21 protein-coding genes and 1 tRNA gene are annotated in these 24,775 nt (G+C 42.2%); 14 read left to right on the top strand and 8 right to left on the bottom strand.

Features of this window, described 5'->3' with window-relative positions; all coding sequences use genetic code 11:
- Positions 1 to 130: 130 nt before the first annotated feature.
- The 3 genes from DUT71_RS11965 to DUT71_RS11955 all read left to right on the top strand — a co-directional run bounded on the left by DUT71_RS11965 (position 131) and on the right by DUT71_RS11955 (position 4,742).
- A complete protein-coding gene (locus DUT71_RS11965) occupies positions 131 to 1,537 on the top strand; it encodes a glycogen synthase (RefSeq protein WP_113662775.1) in 1,407 nt (468 codons plus the stop codon).
- Between the two features lie 12 nt (positions 1,538 to 1,549).
- Positions 1,550 to 2,821 carry a glucose-1-phosphate adenylyltransferase gene (locus DUT71_RS11960; protein WP_113662774.1) on the top strand — a complete coding sequence of 424 codons (1,272 nt, stop codon included), beginning with the start codon at positions 1,550 to 1,552 and terminating at the stop codon, positions 2,819 to 2,821.
- 136 nt (positions 2,822 to 2,957) lie between these two features.
- Positions 2,958 to 4,742: a glycoside hydrolase family 15 protein gene (locus DUT71_RS11955; protein ID WP_113662773.1), complete on the top strand. Its 1,785-nt coding sequence runs from the start codon at positions 2,958 to 2,960 to the stop codon at positions 4,740 to 4,742.
- Positions 4,743 to 4,955: 213 nt separating this feature from the next.
- Here DUT71_RS11955 and DUT71_RS11950 read toward each other — a convergent pair whose 3' ends face one another.
- Positions 4,956 to 7,157, bottom strand: coding sequence for a bifunctional alpha,alpha-trehalose-phosphate synthase (UDP-forming)/trehalose-phosphatase (locus DUT71_RS11950; RefSeq protein ID WP_113662772.1), 2,202 nt, complete (start codon positions 7,155 to 7,157; stop codon positions 4,956 to 4,958).
- 237 nt (positions 7,158 to 7,394) lie between these two features.
- Here DUT71_RS11950 and DUT71_RS11945 point away from each other — a divergent pair, with 237 nt between their 5' ends.
- From DUT71_RS11945 to DUT71_RS11915, 7 genes are all read left to right on the top strand, one after another.
- Positions 7,395 to 8,198: an ABC transporter substrate-binding protein gene (locus tag DUT71_RS11945; RefSeq protein ID WP_113662771.1), complete on the top strand. Its 804-nt coding sequence runs from the start codon at positions 7,395 to 7,397 to the stop codon at positions 8,196 to 8,198.
- A gap of 62 nt (positions 8,199 to 8,260) precedes the next feature.
- Positions 8,261 to 9,127, top strand: a complete 867-nt coding sequence (locus DUT71_RS11940; protein WP_205313927.1) for a hypothetical protein — start codon at positions 8,261 to 8,263, stop codon at positions 9,125 to 9,127.
- A 127-nt stretch (positions 9,128 to 9,254) separates the two neighbouring features.
- Positions 9,255 to 9,339, top strand: a tRNA-Leu gene (locus DUT71_RS11935).
- 134 nt (positions 9,340 to 9,473) lie between these two features.
- Complete coding sequence (gene tig, locus DUT71_RS11930; protein WP_113662770.1) at positions 9,474 to 10,820, top strand: trigger factor; 1,347 nt, start codon at positions 9,474 to 9,476, stop codon at positions 10,818 to 10,820.
- Between the two features lie 420 nt (positions 10,821 to 11,240).
- Positions 11,241 to 11,927, top strand: a complete 687-nt coding sequence (clpP, locus tag DUT71_RS11925) for an ATP-dependent Clp endopeptidase proteolytic subunit ClpP (protein ID WP_113662769.1) — start codon at positions 11,241 to 11,243, stop codon at positions 11,925 to 11,927.
- Between the two features lie 84 nt (positions 11,928 to 12,011).
- Complete coding sequence (gene clpX, locus DUT71_RS11920; protein WP_113662768.1) at positions 12,012 to 13,250, top strand: ATP-dependent Clp protease ATP-binding subunit ClpX; 1,239 nt, start codon at positions 12,012 to 12,014, stop codon at positions 13,248 to 13,250.
- A gap of 207 nt (positions 13,251 to 13,457) precedes the next feature.
- Positions 13,458 to 14,321 carry an AMP nucleosidase gene (locus DUT71_RS11915; RefSeq protein WP_113662767.1) on the top strand — a complete coding sequence of 288 codons (864 nt, stop codon included), beginning with the start codon at positions 13,458 to 13,460 and terminating at the stop codon, positions 14,319 to 14,321.
- 79 nt (positions 14,322 to 14,400) lie between these two features.
- Here DUT71_RS11915 and DUT71_RS11910 read toward each other — a convergent pair whose 3' ends face one another.
- Positions 14,401 to 14,898, bottom strand: a complete 498-nt coding sequence (locus DUT71_RS11910; RefSeq protein ID WP_113662900.1) for a SixA phosphatase family protein — start codon at positions 14,896 to 14,898, stop codon at positions 14,401 to 14,403.
- Between the two features lie 500 nt (positions 14,899 to 15,398).
- Here DUT71_RS11910 and DUT71_RS11905 point away from each other — a divergent pair, with 500 nt between their 5' ends.
- Positions 15,399 to 16,199, top strand: coding sequence for a glycosyltransferase family A protein (locus tag DUT71_RS11905; RefSeq protein ID WP_205313926.1), 801 nt, complete (start codon positions 15,399 to 15,401; stop codon positions 16,197 to 16,199).
- A gap of 485 nt (positions 16,200 to 16,684) precedes the next feature.
- Complete coding sequence (locus tag DUT71_RS20210) at positions 16,685 to 16,840, top strand: hypothetical protein (RefSeq protein ID WP_162796033.1); 156 nt, start codon at positions 16,685 to 16,687, stop codon at positions 16,838 to 16,840.
- Between the two features lie 156 nt (positions 16,841 to 16,996).
- On the opposite strand, the gene DUT71_RS11895 is transcribed toward DUT71_RS20210, so the two are convergent.
- From DUT71_RS11895 to sppA, 5 genes are read right to left on the bottom strand one after another with little or no spacing between them, the layout of a single operon-like run.
- Positions 16,997 to 17,761: a capsular polysaccharide synthesis protein gene (locus DUT71_RS11895; RefSeq protein WP_113662765.1), complete on the bottom strand. Its 765-nt coding sequence runs from the start codon at positions 17,759 to 17,761 to the stop codon at positions 16,997 to 16,999.
- Positions 17,761 to 18,471, bottom strand: coding sequence for a glycosyltransferase (locus DUT71_RS11890; protein ID WP_113662764.1), 711 nt, complete (start codon positions 18,469 to 18,471; stop codon positions 17,761 to 17,763). Before DUT71_RS11890 ends, DUT71_RS11895 begins: the two co-directional genes overlap by 1 nt.
- Before the next feature lie 11 nt (positions 18,472 to 18,482).
- Entirely contained in the window at positions 18,483 to 19,466 is a 984-nt protein-coding gene (locus DUT71_RS11885) for a glycosyltransferase family 2 protein (protein ID WP_113662763.1), read from the bottom strand.
- Positions 19,463 to 21,139: a DNA polymerase/3'-5' exonuclease PolX gene (locus tag DUT71_RS11880; protein WP_113662762.1), complete on the bottom strand. Its 1,677-nt coding sequence runs from the start codon at positions 21,137 to 21,139 to the stop codon at positions 19,463 to 19,465. The genes DUT71_RS11885 and DUT71_RS11880 overlap by 4 nt, the downstream gene beginning before the upstream one ends.
- Positions 21,140 to 21,197: 58 nt before the next feature.
- Positions 21,198 to 22,961 (bottom strand): signal peptide peptidase SppA, encoded by a 1,764-nt coding sequence (gene sppA / locus DUT71_RS11875; protein WP_113662761.1) that lies wholly within the window; start codon positions 22,959 to 22,961, stop codon positions 21,198 to 21,200.
- A gap of 165 nt (positions 22,962 to 23,126) precedes the next feature.
- On the opposite strand from sppA, the gene folK reads away from it, so the two are divergent.
- Positions 23,127 to 23,618, top strand: coding sequence for a 2-amino-4-hydroxy-6-hydroxymethyldihydropteridine diphosphokinase (gene folK, locus DUT71_RS11870; protein WP_113662760.1), 492 nt, complete (start codon positions 23,127 to 23,129; stop codon positions 23,616 to 23,618).
- Positions 23,619 to 23,630: 12 nt separating this feature from the next.
- Complete coding sequence (locus DUT71_RS11865; protein WP_113662759.1) at positions 23,631 to 24,008, top strand: Hpt domain-containing protein; 378 nt, start codon at positions 23,631 to 23,633, stop codon at positions 24,006 to 24,008.
- Positions 24,009 to 24,036: 28 nt separating this feature from the next.
- Here DUT71_RS11865 and pssA read toward each other — a convergent pair whose 3' ends face one another.
- Complete coding sequence (gene pssA, locus DUT71_RS11860) at positions 24,037 to 24,708, bottom strand: CDP-diacylglycerol--serine O-phosphatidyltransferase (RefSeq protein ID WP_113662758.1); 672 nt, start codon at positions 24,706 to 24,708, stop codon at positions 24,037 to 24,039.
- Between the last annotated feature and the right edge of the window lie 67 nt (positions 24,709 to 24,775).

Here is a 24,775-nt window from a genome sequence, read left to right as displayed (position 1 = left end):
ACGAAGTTCTATATCAATATGCATCTGTGGCAAAACTGATCTTCCGCATTTTAGAAATTTATTTGCCGTAAAAGTTTGCAATACTCAATCATTTGCCTAATTTAAAACAATTTCTATCCGAGTATCATTTATGGAGATCATACATCTAAGTGCCGAGTGTTATCCTGTTGCTAAAGTAGGTGGTTTGGGCGATGTTGTGGGTGCTTTGCCCAAATATCAGAACAAACTTGGCCACGTAGCCAAGGTAGTCATGCCAGCCTATAACTCTAAATTTTTATATGAAAATGAATTTGAAACCGTTTACGACGGTTGGGTAAAAGTAGGGACCACCAATTACCAGGCCAGGATATTAAGGGAAGTGACCAACAAACTGGGGTTCGATATGTATTTGGTGCATATTGCGGGCTTATTTGATCGGGATGGGGTGTACGGCTATGGTGACGATACCGAACGTTTTTTGGCCTTTCAAATTGCGGCGTTGGATTGGATGGCGCAATGGAAGCATCAACCGGATGTAGTGCATGTTCATGACCATCATGCTGGGCTAGTTCCTTTTATGATGGGCAACTGCTTTCAGTTTAGCAAGCTTAACCAGGTGCCAACAGTGCTTACCATTCACAATGCGCAATACCAAGGGCAATTTGGCTGGGATAAATTGCATTACCTGCCGCCCTTTGATTTGATCAATACCAGCAAATTGGATTGGGGCAGTGCCATTAATCCCTTGGCTGCGGCCATTAAATGTGCCTGGAGGGTCACTACCGTATCGCCAAGTTATCTGGATGAAATTAGTTATGCGGCAAATGGGCTGGAAAGTTTATTGGCGCAAGAGCGAGGTAAATCTATTGGGGTGTTGAACGGGATAGATACAGAGGTGTGGAATCCGCAAAAAGATCCGATGGTGGTGAAAACTTACCAGGCCAGAACTTTGGAAAGCGGAAAAAAAGCAAACAAAGAAGAGCTTTGTCGTGTTTTTAACCTCGATCCAGATAAACCACTTTATACCTTTATTGGCCGTTTGGTGGGAGAAAAAGGAGCCGATTTATTGCCTGATATTTTTTACAATGCCTTGGCGCAAAGCGATGGGGAAATTAATATCTTGGTGCTTGGTTCGGGAGATCCACAGGTGGAAGATCAATTGAATGAAATTACTCACCGCTATCCTGGCAGGTATAATGCTTACATTGGTTACAACGAAGCTTTATCGCATCAAATTTATGCGGGAGCAGATTTTCTGTTGATGCCTTCCAGAGTAGAGCCTTGCGGGCTTAACCAAATGTATGCTTTGAGATACGGGACAATTCCTATCGTAAGAAGAATTGGAGGACTAAAAGATACGGTGATTGATATTGGTGATGGCGGTTTTGGCATTTGCCATGACCAAAGCAGTGTGTGGGACGTTGGCCATGCCATTGGCAGGGCGTATGAACTTTATCTTGATCAGAAGAAAGTAAAGGAAATTAGAAAATATATGATGTCGATTGACCATTCGTGGGACTCCTCGGCACAACAATACATTGATATATACCAAATGTAAAAACAAAAAGCTATGACGGAAAAAGTATTAGGAGTGATCCTCGGGGGCGGTCAGGGTTCCAGGTTGTCGCCATTAACATTAACCAGATCAAAACCAGCTGTGCCAATTGCCGGTAAATATCGCTTGGTCGATATCCCAATTTCCAATTGCTTAAATTCTGGGATACATCGTATGTTCGTGCTTACGCAGTTTAACTCTGCATCTTTAAATAAGCACATCAAAAACACGTATCATTTTAGCCATTTTTCGAAAGCTTTTGTGGATATACTGGCTGCCGAACAAACACCAGATAATCCAGCTTGGTTTCAGGGAACTGCCGATGCCGTGCGCCAATGTATGCACCATATTGTGAGCCACGAGTTTGACTATATCTTGATTCTTTCCGGCGACCAATTGTATCAAATGGACTTTAAAGACATGCTAAAAGCACATATTGATGCAGCGGCCGAAATTTCCATTGCTACCATTCCAGTGACGGCTAAAGATGCTACAGATTTCGGTATCATGAAAACGGATGAAAACAGCATCATCACCTCGTTCATTGAAAAACCTAAAACAGAATTGTTGCCAGATTGGACTTCAGACACCGGGGAGGAGATGGCAGGCTATGGTAAACATTTCTTAGCTTCTATGGGGATTTATGTTTTTAACCGAGACGTATTGATCAAAATGTTAAATGAAAACCCCGAGGAAAAGGATTTTGGTAAGGAAATTATTCCAAGGGCTTTAGAAAATAGCAGGGTATTGAGCTATCAATATGAGGGATATTGGACAGATATCGGTAATATCTCATCGTTTTTTGAAGCCAATTTGGGCTTAACTGATGACCTGCCGCAGTTCAATATGTTTGATACTGCGCATACCATCTTTACGAGATCAAGAATGTTGCCGCCATCCAAAATTTCTGGCACTACTTTAGAAAAAACCATTATTGCCGAAGGTTGTATTGTTCAGGCCAGTAGAGTGGAACATGCGGTATTGGGAATTAGGTCACGTATCGGAAGAGGAACAACCATTGCCAACTGCTATGTGATGGGCAGTGATCGTTACCAAACTTTAGATGAGATTAACGAAGCCAACCGAGCAGGAACTCCTTTGCTCGGAATCGGAGATCGTTGCTATATCAACAATGCCATCATCGATAAAAACTCTAAAATCGGGAATGATGTACGTATCAATGGAGGTCCGCATTTAGCCGAGGGCGATTATGGTTTTTACGTGGTTAAGGACGGTATTGTGGTAGTTAAAAAAGGAGCTATAGTGCCTAATGGTACAGTGATATAGGCTAATCACACAAAACTTCGGTGGTTATAGTATAAATGAAAGCAGGTATCATTACCTGCTTTTTTATGCGATTTTAGTCTTTTCTAAACCATCTAATGCTTTTGCTGTTGTAATCATAAACATCCTTTTTTATTTTATGACAGCTGCACATTTATATCAAACCGGCATTATCGGTAACTGCTCTTACATCGCTCACATCCATAAAAACACAAACATCAGTTGGCTATGCTGGCCCAAATTCGATAGCTCATTTGTTTTTGGCAGTATGCTCGACGAAGAAAAAGGTGGTAAATGTACCATTTTACCTACTTCAGATTATAGTTCACATCAATATTATATAGAAAATACCAACGTATTACGGACAGAAATTACCGCTGCGGATGGTAGATACCGTATTACTGATTTTGCGCCACGTTTCCATTTGCACGAACGTTATTTTAAACCGCTCATGTTGGTTAGAAAAATAGAACCATTGGCAGGTAATCCCCGCATAAAAATTGCTTGTGAACCCGTTTGTGATTATGGCAGGAGCAAAATGCGCAGGGCCATAGGCAGTAATCACATCGATTATATAGGCTGTGACGAAGACATGCGATTAACCACTAACCTGTCGTTAAATTATATTTTAGATGAGCAAGATTTTGTGCTCAACGACGTGAAATATCTCATTTTTACCTACGGTTATGCCTTAGATGCTCCTATTATAGCTACCGCCGAACAGTTTTTAAGAGAAACGACGGCTTATTGGCGCGTTTGGATCAAGCACTCCTCAATTGCAGGTTTTTACCAGCCTTATGTAATCCGCTCGGCCTTGGTGCTCAAAATACACCAATATGAAGATACCGGCGCCATCATAGCGGCAAGCACCACAAGTTTACCCGAATCGCCTGGAAGTACCCGGAATTGGGACTATCGTTACTGTTGGCTGCGCGATTCCTATTATACATTGACTTCCTTAAACCATATTGGCCACTTTGAGGAAATGGAAAAGTACTTCAACTACATTTCTGATATTACTTTTGACACGGATAAGCGCTACCAGCCTTTATATGGCATTACAGGCAAGCGCCATATTGTGGAGGAAACTTTAGGGCATTTGAAAGGTTATATGGGCGAGCAGCCTATTCGTGTGGGCAATCAGGCTTATGAACATATCCAAAATGACATCAATGGCCAGGTACTCATTTCCATGTTACCTCTCTATACCGACCATCGTTTTGTTTTTTCTGAAAGAGGAGATTCTGTTCGTTGGATAGAAGGAGTACTCAAAAAAATTGAAATGACCATTGATGAGAAAGATGCAGGGATTTGGGAGTTTAGAAATATCGCAAACATGCATTGCTATAGTAATCTATTTCAGTGGGCGGGGGCTAATGCAGCGCTAAAAATGGCTAAAACCATAGGCAATCAAGCGCTGGAGGAACGGGCGAAGATCTTGATTGATAAAGCTGCGGCCCATATCGAGGCTTGTTATGATGAAGAACGCAAGGTATATACCAATGCGGTAGGCAGTAAGCATTTGGATGCAAGCACGCTTCAGCTGATCATGATGAATTATTTGGACCCCTCGTCGCAACGTGCAAAAGACCATTTGGCTGGTTTGGAAAGGGAACTAAAAACCGATGATGGACTGTTTTACCGCTATCTACATGCCGATGATTTTGGTAAGCCGAAAACTACTTTCCTCATTTGTGCCTTTTGGTATGTAGAAGCTTTGGCTTGCGTGGGCAGGCTCGACGAAGCGATACAGGCTTTTGAAAATATCATTTCTTTTTGCAATCATTTGTTGTTGTTCAGCGAGGATGTGGATGCCAAAACAGGGAGCCAATGGGGTAATTTTCCGCAAGCATATAGTCATGTGGGGCTAATGAATGCCGCTTACCGCATAGCGAAGAAATTGGACAGGCCAGTGTTTTTGTAGTTGACTTATTCTTGTTTTAACCGCAAAGGAAAAGAAGAGTTACGCAAAGAACGCAAAGGTTTTAAACAGTTGTTTTCTTTGCGTCACTTTGCGAATACTTCAAAACTCTTTGCGGTTAATTTTATGCTCTTTTTAATATAATATTCAAAAGATTTAACTTCGTTGACTTTCAGTTCTACTCTCGATAAAGTTGCGGTCAAAATGGACGAAGTATTATATCGAAGCGTTTTTTAAAGCAATGTTAGTTTCCTTCAATATGGATTGAAGCAAGTCTCTTACTTCATGATGGTCATTCAAATAGAATTTTGCTTCTGAAACCTCGCTGCCAACTTTGATGGTAATCGCATTGTTGGGCATTGCTTTAAAAATATCTTCATCGGTATGGTCATCGCCCATGGCTAAAATAAAATCATGTTCCTCTTCATGTAGCCAGTTTAGCGCCGCCTTGCCTTTATTTACTTCCATATTTCTAAATTCAATCACTTTGTTGCCAGGCATAATCTGTAGGCCTTTATCGGCTGCAAGCACCCTTAAGTTATTGATGATTTCATTGGCTCTTAGCTCGCCAAGCCCCTGTTCGGTTTTACGGTAGTGCCAAACGAGCGAAAAGCTTTTTTCTTCAATAAAAGCACCGGGCGTTCTGTCGGTGTAGGTGTCCAAAATGCTTCTGATTTCGGCTTTCCATTGGCCGTTAAGCAATGGTAGTGCATGCCATGCATCGTGTTGTCGTTTTTGCCACGCACCATGTTCGGCAATGATGCTGATATTCAAATGCCCAAACCATTGTTCCAACGTATTATGGTTGCGTCCGCTAATAACCACTACGGTATTGGCAGGGTCTTTGGCAAAGTTTTCCAATAAAGTCAATAACTCCTTGTCGGGGCTAGCTTCATCAATATTGGCTTTGAAACCTACCAAAGTGCCGTCGTAATCTAAAAAGATGATTCGTTTTTGGGTTGCGGCGTATCTGCTGGTGATCCCTTGACTTACTTTATTTACGGCATGTTTGGTGCGCAATGAATGTTCCAAAAGCTTGGCGTCGTCCATTCGGCTTAAAAAATTGTTGACCCAATGGTTAACATTAAATTTCTTCACCAAAGCCCGCATGCTTTGCATACGCCTTTTTTGCTCGTCTAAAGGCATTTGCAGGGCGGTTACAATGGCATTCATGATGTCGCCTATGTTGTTGGGATTTACGATAAGGGCATCGTTCAATTCTTTCGAGGCCCCAGCCATTTCACTCAAAATCAATACGCCTGTTTCGTCTCGGCGGCTGGCTACATATTCCTTGCTCACCAGGTTCATGCCGTCTCGCATGGGCGTTACCAAGCAAATATCGGCTGTGCTGTAAAGGGCTGATAGGCTTTGAATAGAAAAGGAACGATAAAAATAACTGATGGGCACCCAGTCGAGGGTACGGTATTTAGCATTGATATTGCCCACCAGCTGGTCGATTTTTTCTTTGAGCTCCTTGTACTGCGCCACGGTATCTCGTGAAGGAACCACGATCATAAACAGCGATATTTCGCCGATAAACTTGGGGTGAAGCTGCAAAAGCAGCTCGAAAGCCCTGATACGCTCTAAAATGCCCTTGCTGTAGTCCAAACGATCGATAGATAAGACCATGCGACCTTGTTTTTCTGATTTCAGGTTGTCAATTTCGGCAAGGACCTGTCGTTGCAAAGGCAATTGTTCAAACTTGTCGAAATCGATGCCCATTGGGAATGGTTCTACAATTATTTGCCTGTTATTTAGAGAAATGATATTTGAAGAGAAGTGAACAGGCGTTAAACGAGAAGCGGCACTCAAAAAATGCCTTACATCGTCGTAGGTGTGAAAGCCAATTAAATCGGCCCCCAACATGCCCTCAATCAATTTATCCCGCCATGGGATAAGCCTGAAAATTTCGAAGGAAGGGAAGGGGATATGTTGGAAAAAACCAATGGTGGTGTCGGTGAGTCGGTTTCTCAGCATTGAAGGTAAGCACAATAACTGATAGTCTTGTATCCATATTTTATTCCCTTCGGTGAATACGCTGTGCGTGGCTTCTGCAAACTTTTCATTTACCGATACATAACTATCCCAATACACTTGTTCAAAACGGGCATAAGTAACCAAGTAATGAAAAACCGGCCATAATACTTCGTTTGAAAATCCTTCGTAAAAGAGGTTGATTTCTTCTTGGGTGAGGAATACAGGAACCAAGTTCATTTTGGCCAATCTTTCCTTGATTTGTGGTTGGTCCTTTGGCGGGATGTCGATGCCGGGCCAGCCTACCCACAGCATATTGCCGTTTTTATAGGCGTCGCCCAGTCCGGTGGCTAGGCCGCCTTCGCTGCTTTGTAGGCTGTATTTTCCGTTGTTTTTGCTGATTTTTACGGGTAGTCTGTTCGAAATAATAATTGTTCTGCTCATGCTCGTCTCTAAAGTATCCTACTATAAAAAGGGATAAAAGTGGTTTTTGTTTGTTTGGATATTAAAAAAGCCCGATTTTTTGAAATGGACCTTGTTTATTGAAGAAACGTTGTTACATAAGCCTGATAGCAGAGGAAACCAATTTTTAATTGGTTGTAACGGATAGCAGGGCTGGCCACAGATAGTACCGCTAACGTTCACTTTCAAATCTTTTGGGGAATAGCCTATCTTTGTGAAATGCAAAAAACTTTTACAGACCAGCTTGGCAACAACATATCGATTAATTGGCCGCCCAAACGGATCGTTTCGGTGGTGCCTTCGCAAACGGAACTGTTGTTTGACTTGGGTTTGAGCGAGCAAATTGTTGGCCTCACGAAGTTTTGCATCCATCCAATAGAAATGTTTGCCGCCAAACAGAAGGTTGGTGGTACCAAAAAGTTGAGAATTGACGTGATTAGGGAGCTTAGGCCCGACCTGATTATTGGAAACAAGGAAGAAAATAGCAAGGCTGATATTGAACTATTGCAGCAGGAATTTCCGGTGTGGATGAGCGATATTTATCATTTGGAAGATGCCATGCAGACCATCACCGATATTGGAGATTTGGTTGATAGACAGCCTGAAGCAGCCTATTTGAACCATTTGATAAACGCTGGTTTTAACGATTTGCAGACTTTGGCATTGAGCAAAGGGATTGACCAAACGGTGGCTTATGTGATTTGGAAAGATCCGTACATGTTTGCTGGAAGAAATACTTTTATTGACGATATTTTGCGGAAAATTGGGCTGCGTAATGTGGTAAATGAAACGCGATACCCAGAAATTGAGGTGGCCGAGCTGATTGCGCTTAACCCTCAATTTGTCTTTCTATCTTCTGAACCTTATCCGTTTAAAGAAAAACATATCGAAGAACTTCAACGGTTTTTGCCACAGGCTAAAGTGATTTTGGTTGATGGGGAAATGTTTTCGTGGTATGGCAGCCGTTTGGTGAAGGCGGTACAGTATTTCTTTGATTTTCAAAATCAATTACTTAGCGAATAACTATTAGAATCTATTTTTAAAATAATTTAAAAATTATAATTTAGTTTTTAAATTTTTGAATTATGCGTGTTTTAAATATTGGATTTTCTTTGTTGAGCATGAGCTTGCTGGCTTGTGGCGTAAGTAAAACGGCCAAGCTTCCTCAAACGGCTGAGGTAAGTATTGCCAACGAAATATTGCCGGTAGCACAAAAACCTTGTTTTGAAGGTGCCTACTATCGTAAACTGGTTTCGAGCCATGATTATTGGCGTGGTATTGAGGGGACGGTGGTACTGCCCCGCATCGAATTTGACCAACAGCGGGCCAATCCTAAAAAACCTGGGCAGTATTTGGATAATCCTTCAATTTACTTGGGTGGCAGTATGGGCAACCAGGAAACAGATATAGGCATGGCTTGGGAAGTAATTAAAGAAGATAATGGCCAGGTTTCGAAGGAACGTAAAGCGTTTAGGCCGTTTTTAAGGCGTACTGGACATGAGAGTGGGCAGCTGGCGGTTTTTGAAAACGCTCCTGCACAGAAAGCTTACTACTGGTATCCGGGAGAGGAAATAAAAATGTCGTTGGTTTTAGTGGCGGATAAAAAAGTGCGATTTGTAGTAGAGGGAGCAGGTAAAAAATTTGAAAGGGAATTTGATTGCGATGGTTATTTGCTGAAAGATGTGGGCGAGTTTAAGCGTGTAAACGCCATTGACCAAGTGGGTAATGAAGGCAAGCCCGTGCAAGCTACCAAAACCAAAGTGCTGAATGCCGAATGGAAAGCGACCAACTTATATAGATTGATGGATGGTAAGCTAACGTTGGTGCCTTTTAAAAAAACACGCTATACCGAAATGATGTGCCCAGCGGTTAAATATTTTGAGGTAAAGGCATCGAAAGCACAAGTAGCGGCGGGAGCAGAAAGCTTAACCATTAGCGGAGCTGGATATTAGTAATTTTAATTTGGTTGAATATGAATGGCTTAGGTTGTTTTGGAAAATAAAATGAAATTTTTTTTCGCAATTGTTATGGAATAATCAATGTAATTTCTATTTTTGCAGTCCTAAATAAATCCTAACTGCGGAAGTGGCGTAATTGGTAGCCGCACCAGACTTAGGATCTGGCGCTTCACGGCGTGGGGGTTCGAGTCCCTTCTTCCGCACCAAAGATTGACCGTCCCGATGCAAATCGGGACGGTTTTATTTTAAAAAGAGGTTGATAAATTAAAATGCAAACCGAGTGTGTATGAGCGCATGTCCAGTGCCTCCATACGAAATACTCAATACTAAAATCTTAGAAATGAATATCGTACAGGAAAAAATTGACGATTTAAATGCTTTAGTTAAAATTACTTTAGCCCCTGAAGATTATACTCCAAACGTAGATAAAGCGATTAAGGAGCAAGCTAAAAAGGCTAATTTACCTGGTTTCCGTAAGGGAATGGTGCCAGCTGCACACATTAAAAGAATGTACGGCAAAAGCATCTTGGTAGAGGAAATCAACAATATGTTGAACGATAACATTTCAAAATACCTTACTGATAACAACGTGGAGATTTTAGGTCAACCACTTCCTGTACAAGAAGACGAGAACCAATACAACTGGGACTATAACGATACTTTCAACTTTGCTTATGAGCTAGGTTTAGCGCCAGCTGTTGATATCGAGGTTTCTTCAAAAGATAAATTTACCCAATACAACGTTAAAGCTGATGAAGAGACTTTAAACGAGCGTATCAAAAATATCCGTAAAAGCTACGGTAAAATGACCAATCCTGAGGTTTCTGCTGAAGGTGACGTGCTTTATGCGGAGTTGAAGCAATTGGCTAACGATGGTTCTGAGTTTGAAGGCGGTATTTCTGCTACTGGTTCTATCCGTACGGATTTGGTTACCGACAAAAAAATCTTGAAAACCTTAGTGGGCGTTAAAAAAGACGATACTTTGGAGCTTGATGTGAACAAAGCTTTTGGTGGTGATGCCGCTGCCATTGCAAAATTATTGAACATTAGCGAAGAAGATGCTGCAGAGCTGAAATCTAAATTTAAAGTGACCGTTAAAAACGTGAACCGTTTAGAGGAAGCTGAATTGAACCAAGAGTTCTTTGATAAAATCTTTGGCGCTGATGCGGTAAAAGATGAGGCTGGTTTCACGGCTAAAATCACAGAAGAAATTGAGTCGATGTTTAAGCAAGATGCTGACCGCAAATTGCAAAACGACATTTACACGCAATTTACGGAGCAAACCAAAATGCAATTGCCTGATGAGTTTTTACGTAAGTGGTTAAAAGCTACCAACGAAAAACTAACTGACGAAGAGTTGGCCCAAGGCTATGATGATTTTGCCAAAAACTTGAAATGGACTTTGATCGAAAATAAAATCATCAAAGACAACGATATCAAAATTGATTACAAAGACGTTTTTGAAGCTGCTAAACAACGTTTGGATGCGCAATTCAGAATGTACAGCCCAACTCCTCTTCCAGAAGACCAATTGGCACAATATGCGGCTAACTTCTTGCAAGAAAAAGAAAATGCCAACCGTATTTTCGAAGAAGTGAAGGCATTGAAAGTTTTCGATTATATCAAATCGGTGGCTACTTTAAACGAGAAAGAAATTACTTACAACAAATTTACTGAGTTGAAGTAAGGGATAAGCGTGGCAAGCATCACGTCATTGCGAGGTACGAAGCAATCCTAAAGCGAATGTTTTCCTCATAATGTTGTACGATTGCTCCGTGCCCCGCAATGACCAAAAATAGTTGAACTGACCGTTTGTCAGTAATGAAATAAACAAGAGTCCCGATATAAAAATTGGGACTCTTGTGATATAAAAGCCATTCATTTTATGTTTTTAAAGTATTTGAGTAGGTTTTTTGAAAGGTAAATAGCCGATGGATAAGATTTCGTTCATAGATATGGTATTTCATATTGTCGTATAATCTGCTATTTTAGCGGAGTGCGGAGATTGGCACGAAAATTAACGAATCTTAGAAAATATTTACTGAAATAAATTAGCTTTGGGATAGTAGTTAATACTCATCACCAAACACCAAACCCTAATTGCAAGATGAAAATAGATAAAGACGAATTTAGAAAATATGCCGTTAAACACCATCGCATTAACGGATTGAACGTAGATAGATTTATTGGTGCGACCAACAATTCACCAAAATCAATGACGCCTTATATTATTGAGGAGCGCCAGCTGAACGTAGCACAAATGGACGTTTTCTCTCGTTTGATGATGGACCGTATCATCTTTTTGGGTGATGCCGTTTATGACCAAAATGCCAACATTATCCAAGCGCAGTTATTGTTCTTGCAATCGGTAGATGCACATAGGGACATCCAGATCTATATCAACTCTCCGGGTGGTTCTGTTTATGCAGGCTTGGGCATTTATGATACCATGCAGTACATCTCACCAGATGTGGCAACCATTTGTACCGGTATGGCAGCTTCTATGGGAGCAGTTTTATTGGTGGCGGGCGCTAAAGGCAAGCGTGCAGCGTTAAAGCATTCAAGGGTGATGATTCACCAGCCATCTGGTGGTGCGCAAGGGGTAGCATCAGATATGGAAATCAATTTGAGAGAGATGCTTAAATTGAAAAAGGAATTATATGAAATCATTTCATCGCACTCTGGCCAAACCTACGAATGGGTAGAGAAAGCTTCGGACCGCGATTACTGGATGACTTCCGAAGAAGCAAAGGGTTTTGGAATGATTGATGAAGTGTTAGGATCGAATAAATAGTTATGCGTTGCGAGTTGTGAGTTACGGGAATTAAGGCCGTAACTCATCACTTGTAACCCGTAACTCATAACAGAAAAAATAAAAATGGCTAGACAAGGAAAAGATTCACATTGCTCGTTTTGTGGCACTCCAAAAAACGAAACCCTGATGTTAATTGAGGGATTGGATGCCTACATCTGCGATAAATGTGTTAATCAGGCCAATGTACTGTTAGCGCAGGAGCTGGGAAATAAGAAGGGTAAAGCTTTTGACGAAACTTTTAAACTGCTAAAACCAGTTGAAATTAAAGAGCACCTGGACCAATATGTAATTGGACAATACGATGCTAAAAAGGTCCTTTCGGTAGCGGTGTACAACCACTACAAACGTTTAAGTCAAAAGATAGATAAGGACGAGGTAGAGATTGAAAAATCCAACATCATGCTGGTAGGCGAAACGGGTACAGGTAAAACCCTTTTGGCCAAAACCATTGCCAAAATACTGCACGTGCCATTTTGTATTGTAGATGCTACCGTGCTTACCGAGGCAGGCTATGTGGGCGAGGACGTAGAAAGTATTTTAACCCGCTTGTTGCAAGCTGCGGATTATGATGTAGCATCGGCTGAACGCGGAATTGTGTACATTGATGAGGTGGATAAGGTGGCCCGCAAAAGCGATAACCCGTCCATTACCAGAGATGTAAGTGGCGAAGGCGTACAACAGGCCTTACTGAAAATTTTAGAAGGTACTATTGTGAACGTACCGCCCCAAGGTGGCAGAAAGCACCCAGACCAAAAGATGATTGCCGTAAACACCAACAATATTTTGTTTATCTGCGGTGGCGCTTTTGATGGTATCGAAAGAAAAATTGCCAACCGTTTGCGTACGCAGGCCGTGGGCTATAAAGTGAAGAAAGATGAGGTGGAACTGGACCTTAAAAACCTTTACAAATACATTACGCCGCAGGATCTGAAATCGTTTGGCCTGATCCCTGAATTAATTGGACGTGTTCCGGTTTTAACTCACCTGGATCCATTGGACAAGGAAGCGTTGAGAAATATCCTTACAGAGCCTAAAAACTCGCTGATTAAGCAATATGTAAAACTGTTCAATTTAGAAAACGTAAACCTAAAGTTCGACGATCAGGTGTTGGAGTTTATTGTGGACAAGGCCATGGAATATAAATTGGGTGCTAGGGGGCTGAGGTCCATCTGCGAATCCATTATGCTGGATGCCATGTTCGAAACACCGTCGGACAATGGGGTGAAAGAGTTGGAGATCACACTCGATTATGCTAGGGAAAAGTTTGAGAAATCAGATTTCAAAAAACTTAAAGCTGCATAAAAAATATTAATCCCGACTTGTTCGGGATTTTTTTTAACCTATTATTTGAGATAGGTTGGTGCAAAAAGATAATTAAACCTTAAGAAATTAAGACCCATTAAGGGTATTTCAAATCCTGAAAGTCTTAACTACACTTAATCTCTTAATGGTTTACTTGATGAAAAATGTTAATTATTATTTTATAAATTTAAAGAAAGGAGAAAATGTATGAATGAAGAAAAAGATGTAAAGAAAGATGAAGAAGTAGTAAAAAATGCCAAGAAGGTAAAGGAGGTAGAAACGCCAGTTAGAAAAGGCTTAAAAAGCAAAGAAGATATCGTAAAGAACTGGTTGCCTCGTTATACAGGCCGCCCGCTGGAGGAATTTGGTCAGTACATCCTGTTAACCAACTTTAGCAAATATGTCACTTTGTTTTCTGAGTGGAATGATAATGCGCCTATTTACGGTTTAGACAAGCCCATGCAAAGTGTTACTGCCAACGGCATTACCATCATCAACTTTGGGATGGGAAGTCCTTTAGCAGCTACCATGATGGATTTGTTGACGGCCATTCAACCAAAGGCCGTATTGTTTTTAGGTAAATGTGGTGGTTTAAAGAAAAAAAACCAAATTGGCGATCTAATTCTTCCAATTGCAGCCATCAGGGGCGAAGGTACTTCTAACGACTACCTGCCTGCAGAAGTGCCGGCACTACCTGCCTTCGCCTTGCAAAAGGCCATTTCAACAACTATCAGGGAACATTCCCGCGATTATTGGACGGGTACCTGCTACACCACCAACCGTAGGGTTTGGGAGCATGATAAAGATTTTAAGAAATACCTGAAAAGCTTGCGTGCCATGGCCGTGGATATGGAAACGGCAACTATTTTTACTACAGGTTTTGCCAACAAAATCCCAACAGGGGCTTTATTGTTGGTTTCAGACCAGCCAATGATCCCGGAAGGCGTTAAAACTACCGAGAGCGACAGCTCAGTAACCGCTAACTTCGTGGAAACCCATCTTAGAATCGGTATCGATTCCTTGAAACAGTTGATTAACGGTGGCCTAACGGTGAAACACCTTAAATTCTAGTCCTAAATTTGACAGCTGTCATACTGAGCCTAGCGAAGCATTAGTTTAAATCTTCACTGCGTTCAGAATGACATCCATGTCAATCTAGCCCACTTTTCGGGTAATCAAACCAAACTAAATTCCCCGTACCGCCACTGATGAGTTCCCAGCTATCCAAAGGAAATTCAATTATGGCTACACTGCACGTGGGCATATTGCTGATATGTTCATCGGTAAGGTAATTCAGCAAGTCTGTCAAACCCGGGTTATGGCCAAATAGCGCTATTTTATCAAAGCTCGTATCGAAATCGTTGATTACCTTTAACAAAGTCTTTACGCTGGCTTCGTAAATATCGGCATTGGTGTTCAGTTGTTCGGCTGGTATTTGCCACCCCGCAGCAAAATATTTAGCGGTAGTAAGTGCCCTGAGGGCGGGACTGCTCACCACGGCATCGGGCCGGATGCCTTTTGCCACCAATCTATTGGCCATTTCGGGTGCATTTTGATGGCCCCGATGGTTTAGTGGCCTGTCAAAGTCCCTTAGGCTGGCATTTCCCCAATCAGACTTTGCATGTCTAACAATAAAAAGTTGCTTCATTTGGTTTAAAGTATCGAAGGCACGGTTTTGTTTGCGCAAATTAGTAAATAATATGGGTACGCATATTTGATCTACATAAATTTTCTCCTCTTGCCCCATCAAAGGGGGGATATGCGGCTTGGTATCACTGGGTTGGGGCATTAAAGTGCTCTGTTAAGTTTTCTATGAGCCTATGCGATTCATTTATAAAACAAGAATAACTGGAAATGTAACCACTAGGCACATGGGGCACATCCCGAACAGACCGTTTTAGTAGAACGAAAAATGGATTGCAAAGGCATTAAATGATGGAAATTTCTGTAAAGCATCCTGCTCCGTTGTGTACCCTGTCGAAAAGCAGGATATACAACTTTGTGTCCACCTCTTTGGGGGCTAAGGGGGCGGCTGAAAAGCGAATGTATCTGCAAAAATCAATCTCCGTATCTGCGGCTTAAGCAAGTTTCATGGCTTAGTAGAGCTTATTTTTTTCCAAAACATGAAGTAAAGCTTATCTTTAAGCCATGATGGCCAAGCAAGAAGATTTTACCGTTAGTGTAATTATTCCCTGTTACAATCAAGCTTTATGGATTGAAGAAACGATCCGTTCGGTTTTAGCCTCCACTTATTTGCCCATCGAAATCATGATTGTGGATGATGGGTCTACCGATGAAAGTGTACAGGTAGTTGAACAGCTCGCTAAACAACATCCGCTCATCAAAATTTACCAGCAACCCAATAGCGGTCCTTCGGTTGCCCGTAACCATGCCATTAGCAAGGCCAGCGGTACTTTCATTTTGCCATTGGATGGCGATGACCTTATTTCTCCGGACTATATTGCCCGGGCCGTTATTACTTTTAAGCAAGATCCAACCGTAAAAGTAGTGTATTGCCAAGCCGAAAAGTTTGGTGCCAAAACAGGCAAATGGAATTTAAAGCCTTTTAGCCTAGAGAACCTAGCCAAGGACAACATGATTTTTGTGAGTGCTCTTTACCGCAAAAGTGATTGGCAGGCTTGTGGTGGCTACCCCGAAGATTTGCGTTGGGTAAGCGAAGACTGGGTGTTTTGGATTGCCATGCTTAAAAATGGGGGAAAGGTAGTTCAGCTGCCCATTACTGGATTTTATTATCGCATTAGTCCAAACTCACGCAGAAAGGGCATGGATAAGCATAAAAAGCAGCGGCTAATTGATTATATCAACACCCATCACGCTGATTTTGTATATCGTTATTTAGCTGGCCCGCTGCGTTTCCAACGCCGCCAATCAAAACGATATAATAAGTTGCTGAGGTTTTTCGGGCTATTGAAAGACCGGCGTAAATAGCGGGATTTTTCATTATGGAAAAGCCAAAAAAGAGGTTAAATCATGCCAAAAGGTTTATTGCTGCCCTAAACTTCAGCGTCGTTTTTTAGAAATTCCGTATAAAATTTCTCAGGTTTTATATAAGATTTTTGAAGCGCTGTATGACTTTTTAAAAAATCCATATAAATTTTTCCGAATCTTATATGAGATTTTTTATTTTCTGTACAAACTTTTATAAATGCTATATAACTTTTATAAAGTTCTGTATAGAAATTTTTATTCTCTGTACGGGATTTTTTGAAAGTTGTATGTAAAATCAGTTTTTTAGGCGTAATGGGCACCGGATAGCGCTAAAATCTTTCCGCTCAGCCCAATTTCAACGATTATCCCGTTGGTTTGTATTTTTTTAACCCGGCAATGCTTCCCTCTTGGCCAGTAGCCGAGCAGTCCTAAAGCTAATTGTGGGTGTTTATTGTTGCATTAGCCCAAACTCACGCAGAAAGGGCATGGATAAGCATAAAAAGCAGCGGCTAATTGATTATATCAACACCCATCACGCTGATTTTGTATATCGTTATTTAGCTGGCCCGCTGCGTTTCCAACGCCGCCAATCAAAACGATACAATAAGTTGTTGAGGTTTTTTGGGTTGCTGAAAGATTAGGCCGTTTTAAAAGATTGGTTGCTTAGTTTTTTTTGCATTGGTGAAGAAAATGACGTCATTGCGAGTTTACGAAGCAATCTTACAACGATAAATACCTAACTAGCTTTAGGATTGCTTCGTAAACTCGCAATGACGTATAAATTAGTAGGCCGTAGATTATCTATGGTAAACCCCAGCATTTTTTACACGGTTAACAGGCAAATCGGTGCTCACATGCGCCTTGTATTTTAGGTTTAGGGGATGAAAAAGATTCCCGAAAACGGTCCATGGCAAGGGGTAGTTGCTGCTTCGGCCCGTAAAAAGATTTTTTATTCGCTCTGTGCTCCTGCTAAAAAAGTTGTTCCCTTTTAATGCTCTTTCCCTGGGATGTTTGGCCGGATATTTTTTTAACTGTTCCAGGTTTTCATCCAGTAACAAATGTAAGTTGTGGAGCAGCTCTTTGGAAAGTGGGGTTCCACCTCGGCCAACCCAGGCCGTTACCGAAACCAGGTCTTTGTAAAAATCGGGCATCCAATGGCCATTTTGGTCATGCACCCTTGCTGCACCATGCTTGCTTTCTTTCCTGCCAATCATGTAAATTGCTGGATCTTTGAATTGCGCCCAGCAAGCAGCAAAACTCACTTCGGTAGCCTTAATATCATGCCATGCGCCACCATAATGGTGTAGCAGGTAAATCCGGATATAATCTGATTGGTGTACTACGCTAAGCAGGGGCAAGGCTTCGTGGAAAGGGTGTGCGGGCAGTTCCAGCAAATGCCAATTTTGTGGGCCCACCAAAAAAATAGGTACGCCAATGTGCTGTTGTAAAAGTTGGAAACTTAACATGCGGTTGCCTTCCATGGCATTGCCCGCCCAAAATGTCCAAACCACAAACGGCACGTCGTGTTGGTATTCAATACTTTTTACATCGGTAACAAGCATCAGATTTTATCTCTTCCTTTGGTGAATTTTTGCCAGTAATATTTCCAGGGATTGGTGTATTTCAATTGTTTCCACGGGCGACTGCCGTGCGCCTTGTGATAAACAGGGGCGTTAAACAAAATATAGTTTTTGAAATTTAAGGCAATTGATTTTTTGGAGATGATGGTATCGTACCAGTCCTTGCTACGGTCAAGCCCCTTAAAACTATAGCTGCTTAAAAAGGGGATGCTCATTAGCGTACAGCAAAAGCTAAGGCTGCGGTTGGTATCGGTAAAGTCTTCGGTGCGGCCCTTAAACTTCAGGTACGGGAAATTGATTTCGCCCCGGTCATCAACCGTAACGGCACCTACCATACCGGCATCAGGCAGCTTTTCGTTAAAATCAAGCAGTTTGCTAAAGGTATCTGGCTTTACTTCTACATCAGACTCAACCACAATTAAAGGCAAATTTTTAGCTAGGGCACGTCTTTGTGCATCTTCCAGCACCAAATTATAGTTGGGCGATGGCGTGTCGGTAATATCTTCCAAATTAACCAGCTCAAAACCTAGCTGGGCAGCACTTTGGGCAAGTGCTTCCGTAGTTTCATTATCGCTAAAATCGTTATACACAATATACTCCAGCGCAATGCTGCTTTGTTTAATGGCTGCAATGGTTTGCAGCGTATTTTCTATGGCATTTTTAACAGGGGTAATTACAATTGCTTCAGTCATTCCAGAAATTTTTAGGAAACCTGATAGTTCCCATCTTTCAATATCGCCTTAATTTTTGCGCTGAGCGAAAAAAGAGAGAGCTTTGTCCCGGTGGTTTTGGCCTGTTGGCTAAACCTTAGCCTGGAGCTGGCCATCTTTTCTTGGTAAGTGCCCAATGCGCTATAGCTTTTCCATACCCAAAACTGTCCCATCAGGGTTTTGGGTAAAACCTCAAAGATAAAGGTTTGCACCTTAAACCAAGCATATTGCGTAGGGTTTAGGTGTATGCCATGTAAAATATAACGGTTGCGGTAATAGGTGGCCTTTACACTTTTTTTAAGATTATTGGCATTAATGGTAGATGAGCCGATATGGTAACAGCTTGAAGCAAAAGCATAATAGCATTGCCAGCCCAAACGCCAGGCCCGCAGGCCCAAATCTACATCCTCAAAATAAAAGGGCGAAAAAATTTCGTCGAAGCCAAGCAGCTGTTTGATTTTTTTGGAGCAAACCAGGGCATTGGCCCCAGAGAGGAAAATGGTAGGGGCGGGCAAGTTGGGGTTGCTTGTTTCGTAGATTTTGCCTTGCTTAAACTTAAAGCCAAACCTTTCCGGCAGCCTTGGTCCGTCGTGCGTATTGGAAGTGGTATCCATAATGCGGCCCATTACACCAAAGGTGTTTTCGTTTTGGAAACATTGCCATTGGTTGTCGAAATAATTGGGGCTAAGCTTAATATCTGAGTTCAGGATGAGCATCAGTTCTTTGCTGGCCTGCCTAATGCCCTTGTTACAGGTAACGGAAAAACCTTGGTTGGTTTCGCTTTCCAGTAGAATGACATCAGGGTAGTGCTGTTTTAAAAATGCCACCGAATCATCCCTGGAAGCATCGTCTACGATAATGATTTCATAGTCAACGCCCGCATTTTTAACGGCCTGCACCGTAAAGGGAAGAAATTCTTCCAGCAAATGGCGGCCGTTGTAATTGGGAATAACTATGGAAACACTTTTTTTATTCATGGACGCTTGCTGCTAAAGAAATCGCTGATTTGTTGTAGTGAAAAAGCATTCAGGCAATTTTGGGCAGTTAATCCGCCCTTGCGGGCTACCATTACGCCGTAGCGCATATCCAAAAAGCCTTCTTTGCGGTGGGCATCGGGATTGATGGATAGCAATACGCCTTTTTCCAGCGCATAGCGATGCCAGCGCCAATCAAGATCCAAGCGAAGTGGATTGGCATTTATTTCGATCACTACTTTGTTGGCGGCACAGGCATCAATTACTTTTTTAAAATCAACATCGTAACCTTTTCTACTTAACAACAAGCGGCCCGTTGGGTGTCCCAAAATGGTAGTATAAGGGTTTTCAATGGCTTTGATCAGTCTTTCGGTAGCTTTTTCTTCGGTCATCTTCAGCTGGCTGTGCACCGAGGCTACCACAAAATCAAATGTTTTTAAAATATCTTCGGTATAATCAAGCGATCCATCATATAAAATATCACTTTCTATACCCTTAAATATTTTGAATGGAGCCAGTTTTTGGTTTAGCTCGTTAATTTGCTGATGCTGGGCATAAACCCGCTGTTCATTAAGGCCATTGGCGTAAAAAGCTGATTTTGAATGGTCGCAGATGCCCAAATATTCTAGTTTAAGGTGGTCGCGGCAGTAAAGGGCCATGTCTTCAAGGGTATGCACCCCATCGCTCCAATCAGAGTGGTTGTGCAGGCTGCCCTTTAAATCACGATCGGTAATCAGTAGCGGTAGCTGATGTTTTTTAGCCAAATCTATTTCGTTAAGGCCTTCGCGCAACTCGGGCAAAACAAAATCAAGCCCTGCCTTTTCGTAAATATCTTCTTCGGCATGAAACACGTGGTTGCCTGCAAGGGCCAGCACCTGGTTTACGTGTGTTTCGCTTCCGGTGAGCTTAAAGTATTGAAGGTAAAAGCTGTCGGTAGTAACTACAAATAGCTTTATGTTTAGGCCATCGGCAGTTTGGGCGGTAAAAATATCGGTGCCGGCTTCTTCAAAACCAAGCTCAAAAGTTGAGAGCAGTGAAATCAGCAGGTCGGGGTTTTCAGTGCCAATAACCAGTACGGCTTCGTCAATAATTTCACACGCTCTTCTATAGTCGCCCGCTACGCCCAACAAGGCTAACATGTCTGCCTGGCGTAGCCAAACTGCAAGTTTACTAAATAGTGCGTTAATAATGGGCTCGGCCTGAGCATATAGGAACTTGCCGTTGGCCGCCATTTTGAACTCCAGTATCTTTTTAATTTCTTCCTGCGTTTTTAGGCCAAAACCTTTGGCCTCTATCAGCCTGTTTTCATTGCAGGCATAATAAAGCTCGCCAATGCTTTCTATTTGCAGGTCGTTCCAAATAATGGCTATCTTTTTGGGGCCTATGCCTTTAATGCCCAACATTTCGATAATGCCGGGCGGCGTTTGGCCAATCAGGGTTTCCAGCTCCTGGATGGTTCCCGTTTCCAGCAGCTCAATAATTTTTGCGGCAATGCTTTTGCCTATGCCATCAATCTGGTCAATTTGGGCGGTGGGCCTACTGGCAATGGCAAAGGGTAGTTTATCCACTTTAAATGCAGCATTGGCTACAGATTTTATCTTAAATGGGTTTTCGTGGTGAAGCTCCATTAACTGCGACAACAGCCTAAGCGTACGTGCGATGGGTTTGTTTTCCATGTTTTAGTATCTGTGTTGCGTTTGGTCTTAAACGCTTAACTAAAATCTCTTTAAAGGTTTATCTAATGATGATTTCGTGATCAAGCCTAGCCTGTATGCCAGCTTGGGCAATAGCTTTTTTCATCTGTTGGTAAAGCACATAGTTTTCGCCGAACTCTTTTTTGGCGTAGTAGGCGCTCACGTTATCTTTGGCATTGCTCAACAGTTCTTTCAAAGGATCAATCTTTTCAGGATACTCTACCACTTTATAATCCTTTAGTTTTGCTTTTTTTGCTGCCGAAGCAATCGCCTCACCAAAGCTGGCGATGCGGTCGGCCAAACCATTGGCTACGGCATCTTTACCGGTCCAAACGCGGCCACCCCCCAAGCTGTCAACCTGTGCCGTGGTTTTTTTTCTGCCATTGGCCACCTTGGTAATAAAAGTTTGGTAAATATTGTTAACGCCCTTTTGCATGATGAGTCTTTCGGCAGGGGTCATTGGCCTGTAGGCGCTGGCGATATCTGCATATTTCCCGGTTTTCACCTCATCAAAGGTGATTCCCAGTTTGTTGTTCATCAGATTTTCCAGGTTCATGTACATGCCAAACACCCCAATAGAACCGGTGATGGTGTTGGGCTGCACAAAAATGCTGTCGGCGGCACAGCCGATATAGTAACCGCCCGAGGCTGCCACGTCGCCAAAAGAGGCCATTACAGGCTTGATTTTTTTGCTCAATTCAACCTCTCTCCAAATCACGTCAGAAGCCAGCGCACTGCCACCGCCCGAGTTTACACGCAGCACAATGGCCTTAACATCTTCGTCCAACCTGGCCTTCCTGATGGCACGCGAAATGCGTTCGGAACCAATCTGTTCATCAGAGCCTTCGCCGCCAATAATATCGCCGTTGGCATAAATTACGGCTATTTTATTTTTAGAGGCAATATCGCCTTGCGTAGGAAGGTCTTTGATATAATCGTTGATGGCGACACTGTTGATGTCATCTTTCTTGCTTTTATCGGTAATTTCCCTGAGCTCGTCTAAAACTTCATCCTTATATTTCAGGCCGTCCACCATTTTAAGCGTGAGTGCATCTTTCGGATGTTGTATCTTCAGTTGGTCGGCAATTTGGAACAAGGTGTCTGAACTTAGTTTGCGGGCATCGGCTATGCCTTTTAAAAATGTTTGGTATAAACCATGGACATAAACACTAACCTGCTCGCGGTTATAGTCGCTCATTTTGGTGTTAATGAAAGGTTCCACGGCACTTTTGTAATTGCCCACCCGGATAATCTGCGGCTCAATGCCCAGTTTGTCCAAGGCCCCCTTAAAGAACATGAGCTGGGCCTTAAAGCCCTTAAATTCAAGATCGCCTTCTGGGTTAAGGTAAACCTTAGTGGCCGCCGAAGCTAGATAATAAGCGCCCTGGGAATATATTTCGCTATAGGCAATTACGGGCTTTTTGCTGGTTTTAAAATCCAGGATGGCATTTCTGACCTCCGTTAAGGTAGCCATGCCGGCCTGTGGCGCCATTACGTTAAGGTAAACTGCTTGGATGTTGTCGTCGGTTTTGGCTTTTTGCAAGGCCCTGATCACATCGTAGAAACCCAAGCTTTTGTTGCCGCTGCCAAACACATTGCCAAAGGATTCTTTGGGCGTACGTTCTGTAATGGCCTGATCAAGATTGAGGTAAAGTACGGAGTTTGGCTTAACGACGGTTTTGGTGTCGCTACCTACGGAGGAGATAAGGCCTACAATGACCACAAACCCCAGGATGCCTAAAACAACTGTCGAAAGGACGATGCCAACCACTGTAGCAAAAACGTACTTGAAGAACTCTTTCATATTTTGTTTTGTTTTTAAGGTGATGAAATAATTCGATTTTACAAGATCGAAAAAGGTTTTTAAAATTTATTGGTTTAAGTTTGTAAAGTTAAAAAAAGCATTGTGATAAACAGGTATTTCAAATGAAGAAGTAACTGATTTACTTTTGCGTTAAACTAACCTTACATGAAATTAGATCGCAGAGATGCTTATTTGTTACTTGGTACTAATTTAGGCAACAGGGCGCACAACCTTACAGCAGCCATTTCCTATATAGAAAAGGAAGTGGGCGTGGTTTTTGCGCAGTCGGGTGTTTACGAAACTGCTGCATGGGGCAAAACAGACCAGCCCAACTTTTTAAACCAGGCCATTGCCGTAAAAAGCACCTTGTCTCCAATGGAATTGCTGCAAACCCTGCTGGGCATTGAGCAGAAAATGGGCCGTGTAAGACTAGAGCGATGGGGACAGCGTTTGATAGATATTGATCTTATTTTTTATGCCGATTTGGTGTTGGATAGCCAGGCATTGCAATTGCCACACCCAGAGATGCATAAGCGAAGATTTGTACTGGAACCTTTAAATGAAATTGCCGAAAATTTTATTCATCCTATTTTTGGGGAAAAAGTATCGGCCATTTTAGCTAACTTGACCGATAAATTAACTGTTCAAAAAATATAAAGTATAAACCAAATGATTAATCCGGCTAAAAGTAAAGAAGATTTAGATTTGTCATACCTGAAAGAGATGTCTGGCGATAGCGCCGAATTTATGATTGAAATGCTCGATACTTTGGTAGAACAGATCCCGGTATACCTAGAGGATTTGCAAAGGGCCGTAGATGCAAAGGATTGGAAAGCGGCATCGGAGTTTGCCCATAAGGTGAAGCCTACTTTTTACTACGTGGGCCGGGAAGATATCAGGGATTATATGCAGCTTATTGAACGTAATGCGAAAGAAGGTATTGAGGTTGATCGAATCCCGCAGGCGCTCACTGAAATCAAGCAGGAACTGCAGATCATTTTGGGGCAAGTGGCCAAATCAAAAGCCCAATTGCAGCAACAACTTTAGCGCTATTGGGCTTTGTTTCTAATAGCCTTTATCTGTTCTTGAAATACACAAAAGACAGACCGATATAAAGTAATAATATTAGCGGCAGTGCCACAAATTGTTGCCAGCAGAATAATGCCAGGGATAAAACCATGAAAATGAATTTGATTTTATGCTCTCCCCAGCTAAAGTTGCTGAATTTTAGGGAAAATATCCTGATTTCACTGATCAACAGGTAACTGCTCACTACGGAAATGGCCGCTAGTACCACCCAATTTCCAATCACTTGCGGATGGTAATCGGCTACGTAGGGTAACGATACCATAAACAGTGTATTCATGGGTGTGTTAAGGCCTATAAAATCTACCGTTTGCCGAGTGTCTGTATTAAATTTGGCCAGCCTTAGGGCCGAAAACAGGGTAATCAGGAAGCCTAGGTAGGGCAAATATTCAGAACTGCTGTTGCTTGCCTTAAACAAATGGAACATTACTGCTCCGGGCAAAAAGCCAAAGCTCACCATGTCAGCCAATGAGTCGAGCTCCTTTCCAATACCATCTTTGATTTTTAATGCACGTGCGGCCATTCCATCAAAAAAATCAAATATTCCCGATAGGATCACAAAATAGGCCGCAGATTTTAAATCGCCATTAAAACAAAATACAATACCTATACAGCCTGATAACAGGTTGGCCAGGGTTAAAGCATTAGCGAGGTTAAACATTTGAATTTAGTATTGCGTAAAGCGTAAAGCGTATTGCGATTTCTATATACGCAATACGCTAGTGGCT

Origin of the sequence: Pedobacter nanyangensis, from assembly GCF_003313505.1 — a bacterium.
Taxonomy (GTDB): domain Bacteria; phylum Bacteroidota; class Bacteroidia; order Sphingobacteriales; family Sphingobacteriaceae; genus Pedobacter; species Pedobacter nanyangensis.
This window is presented reverse-complemented; position numbering and strand designations above follow the sequence as displayed.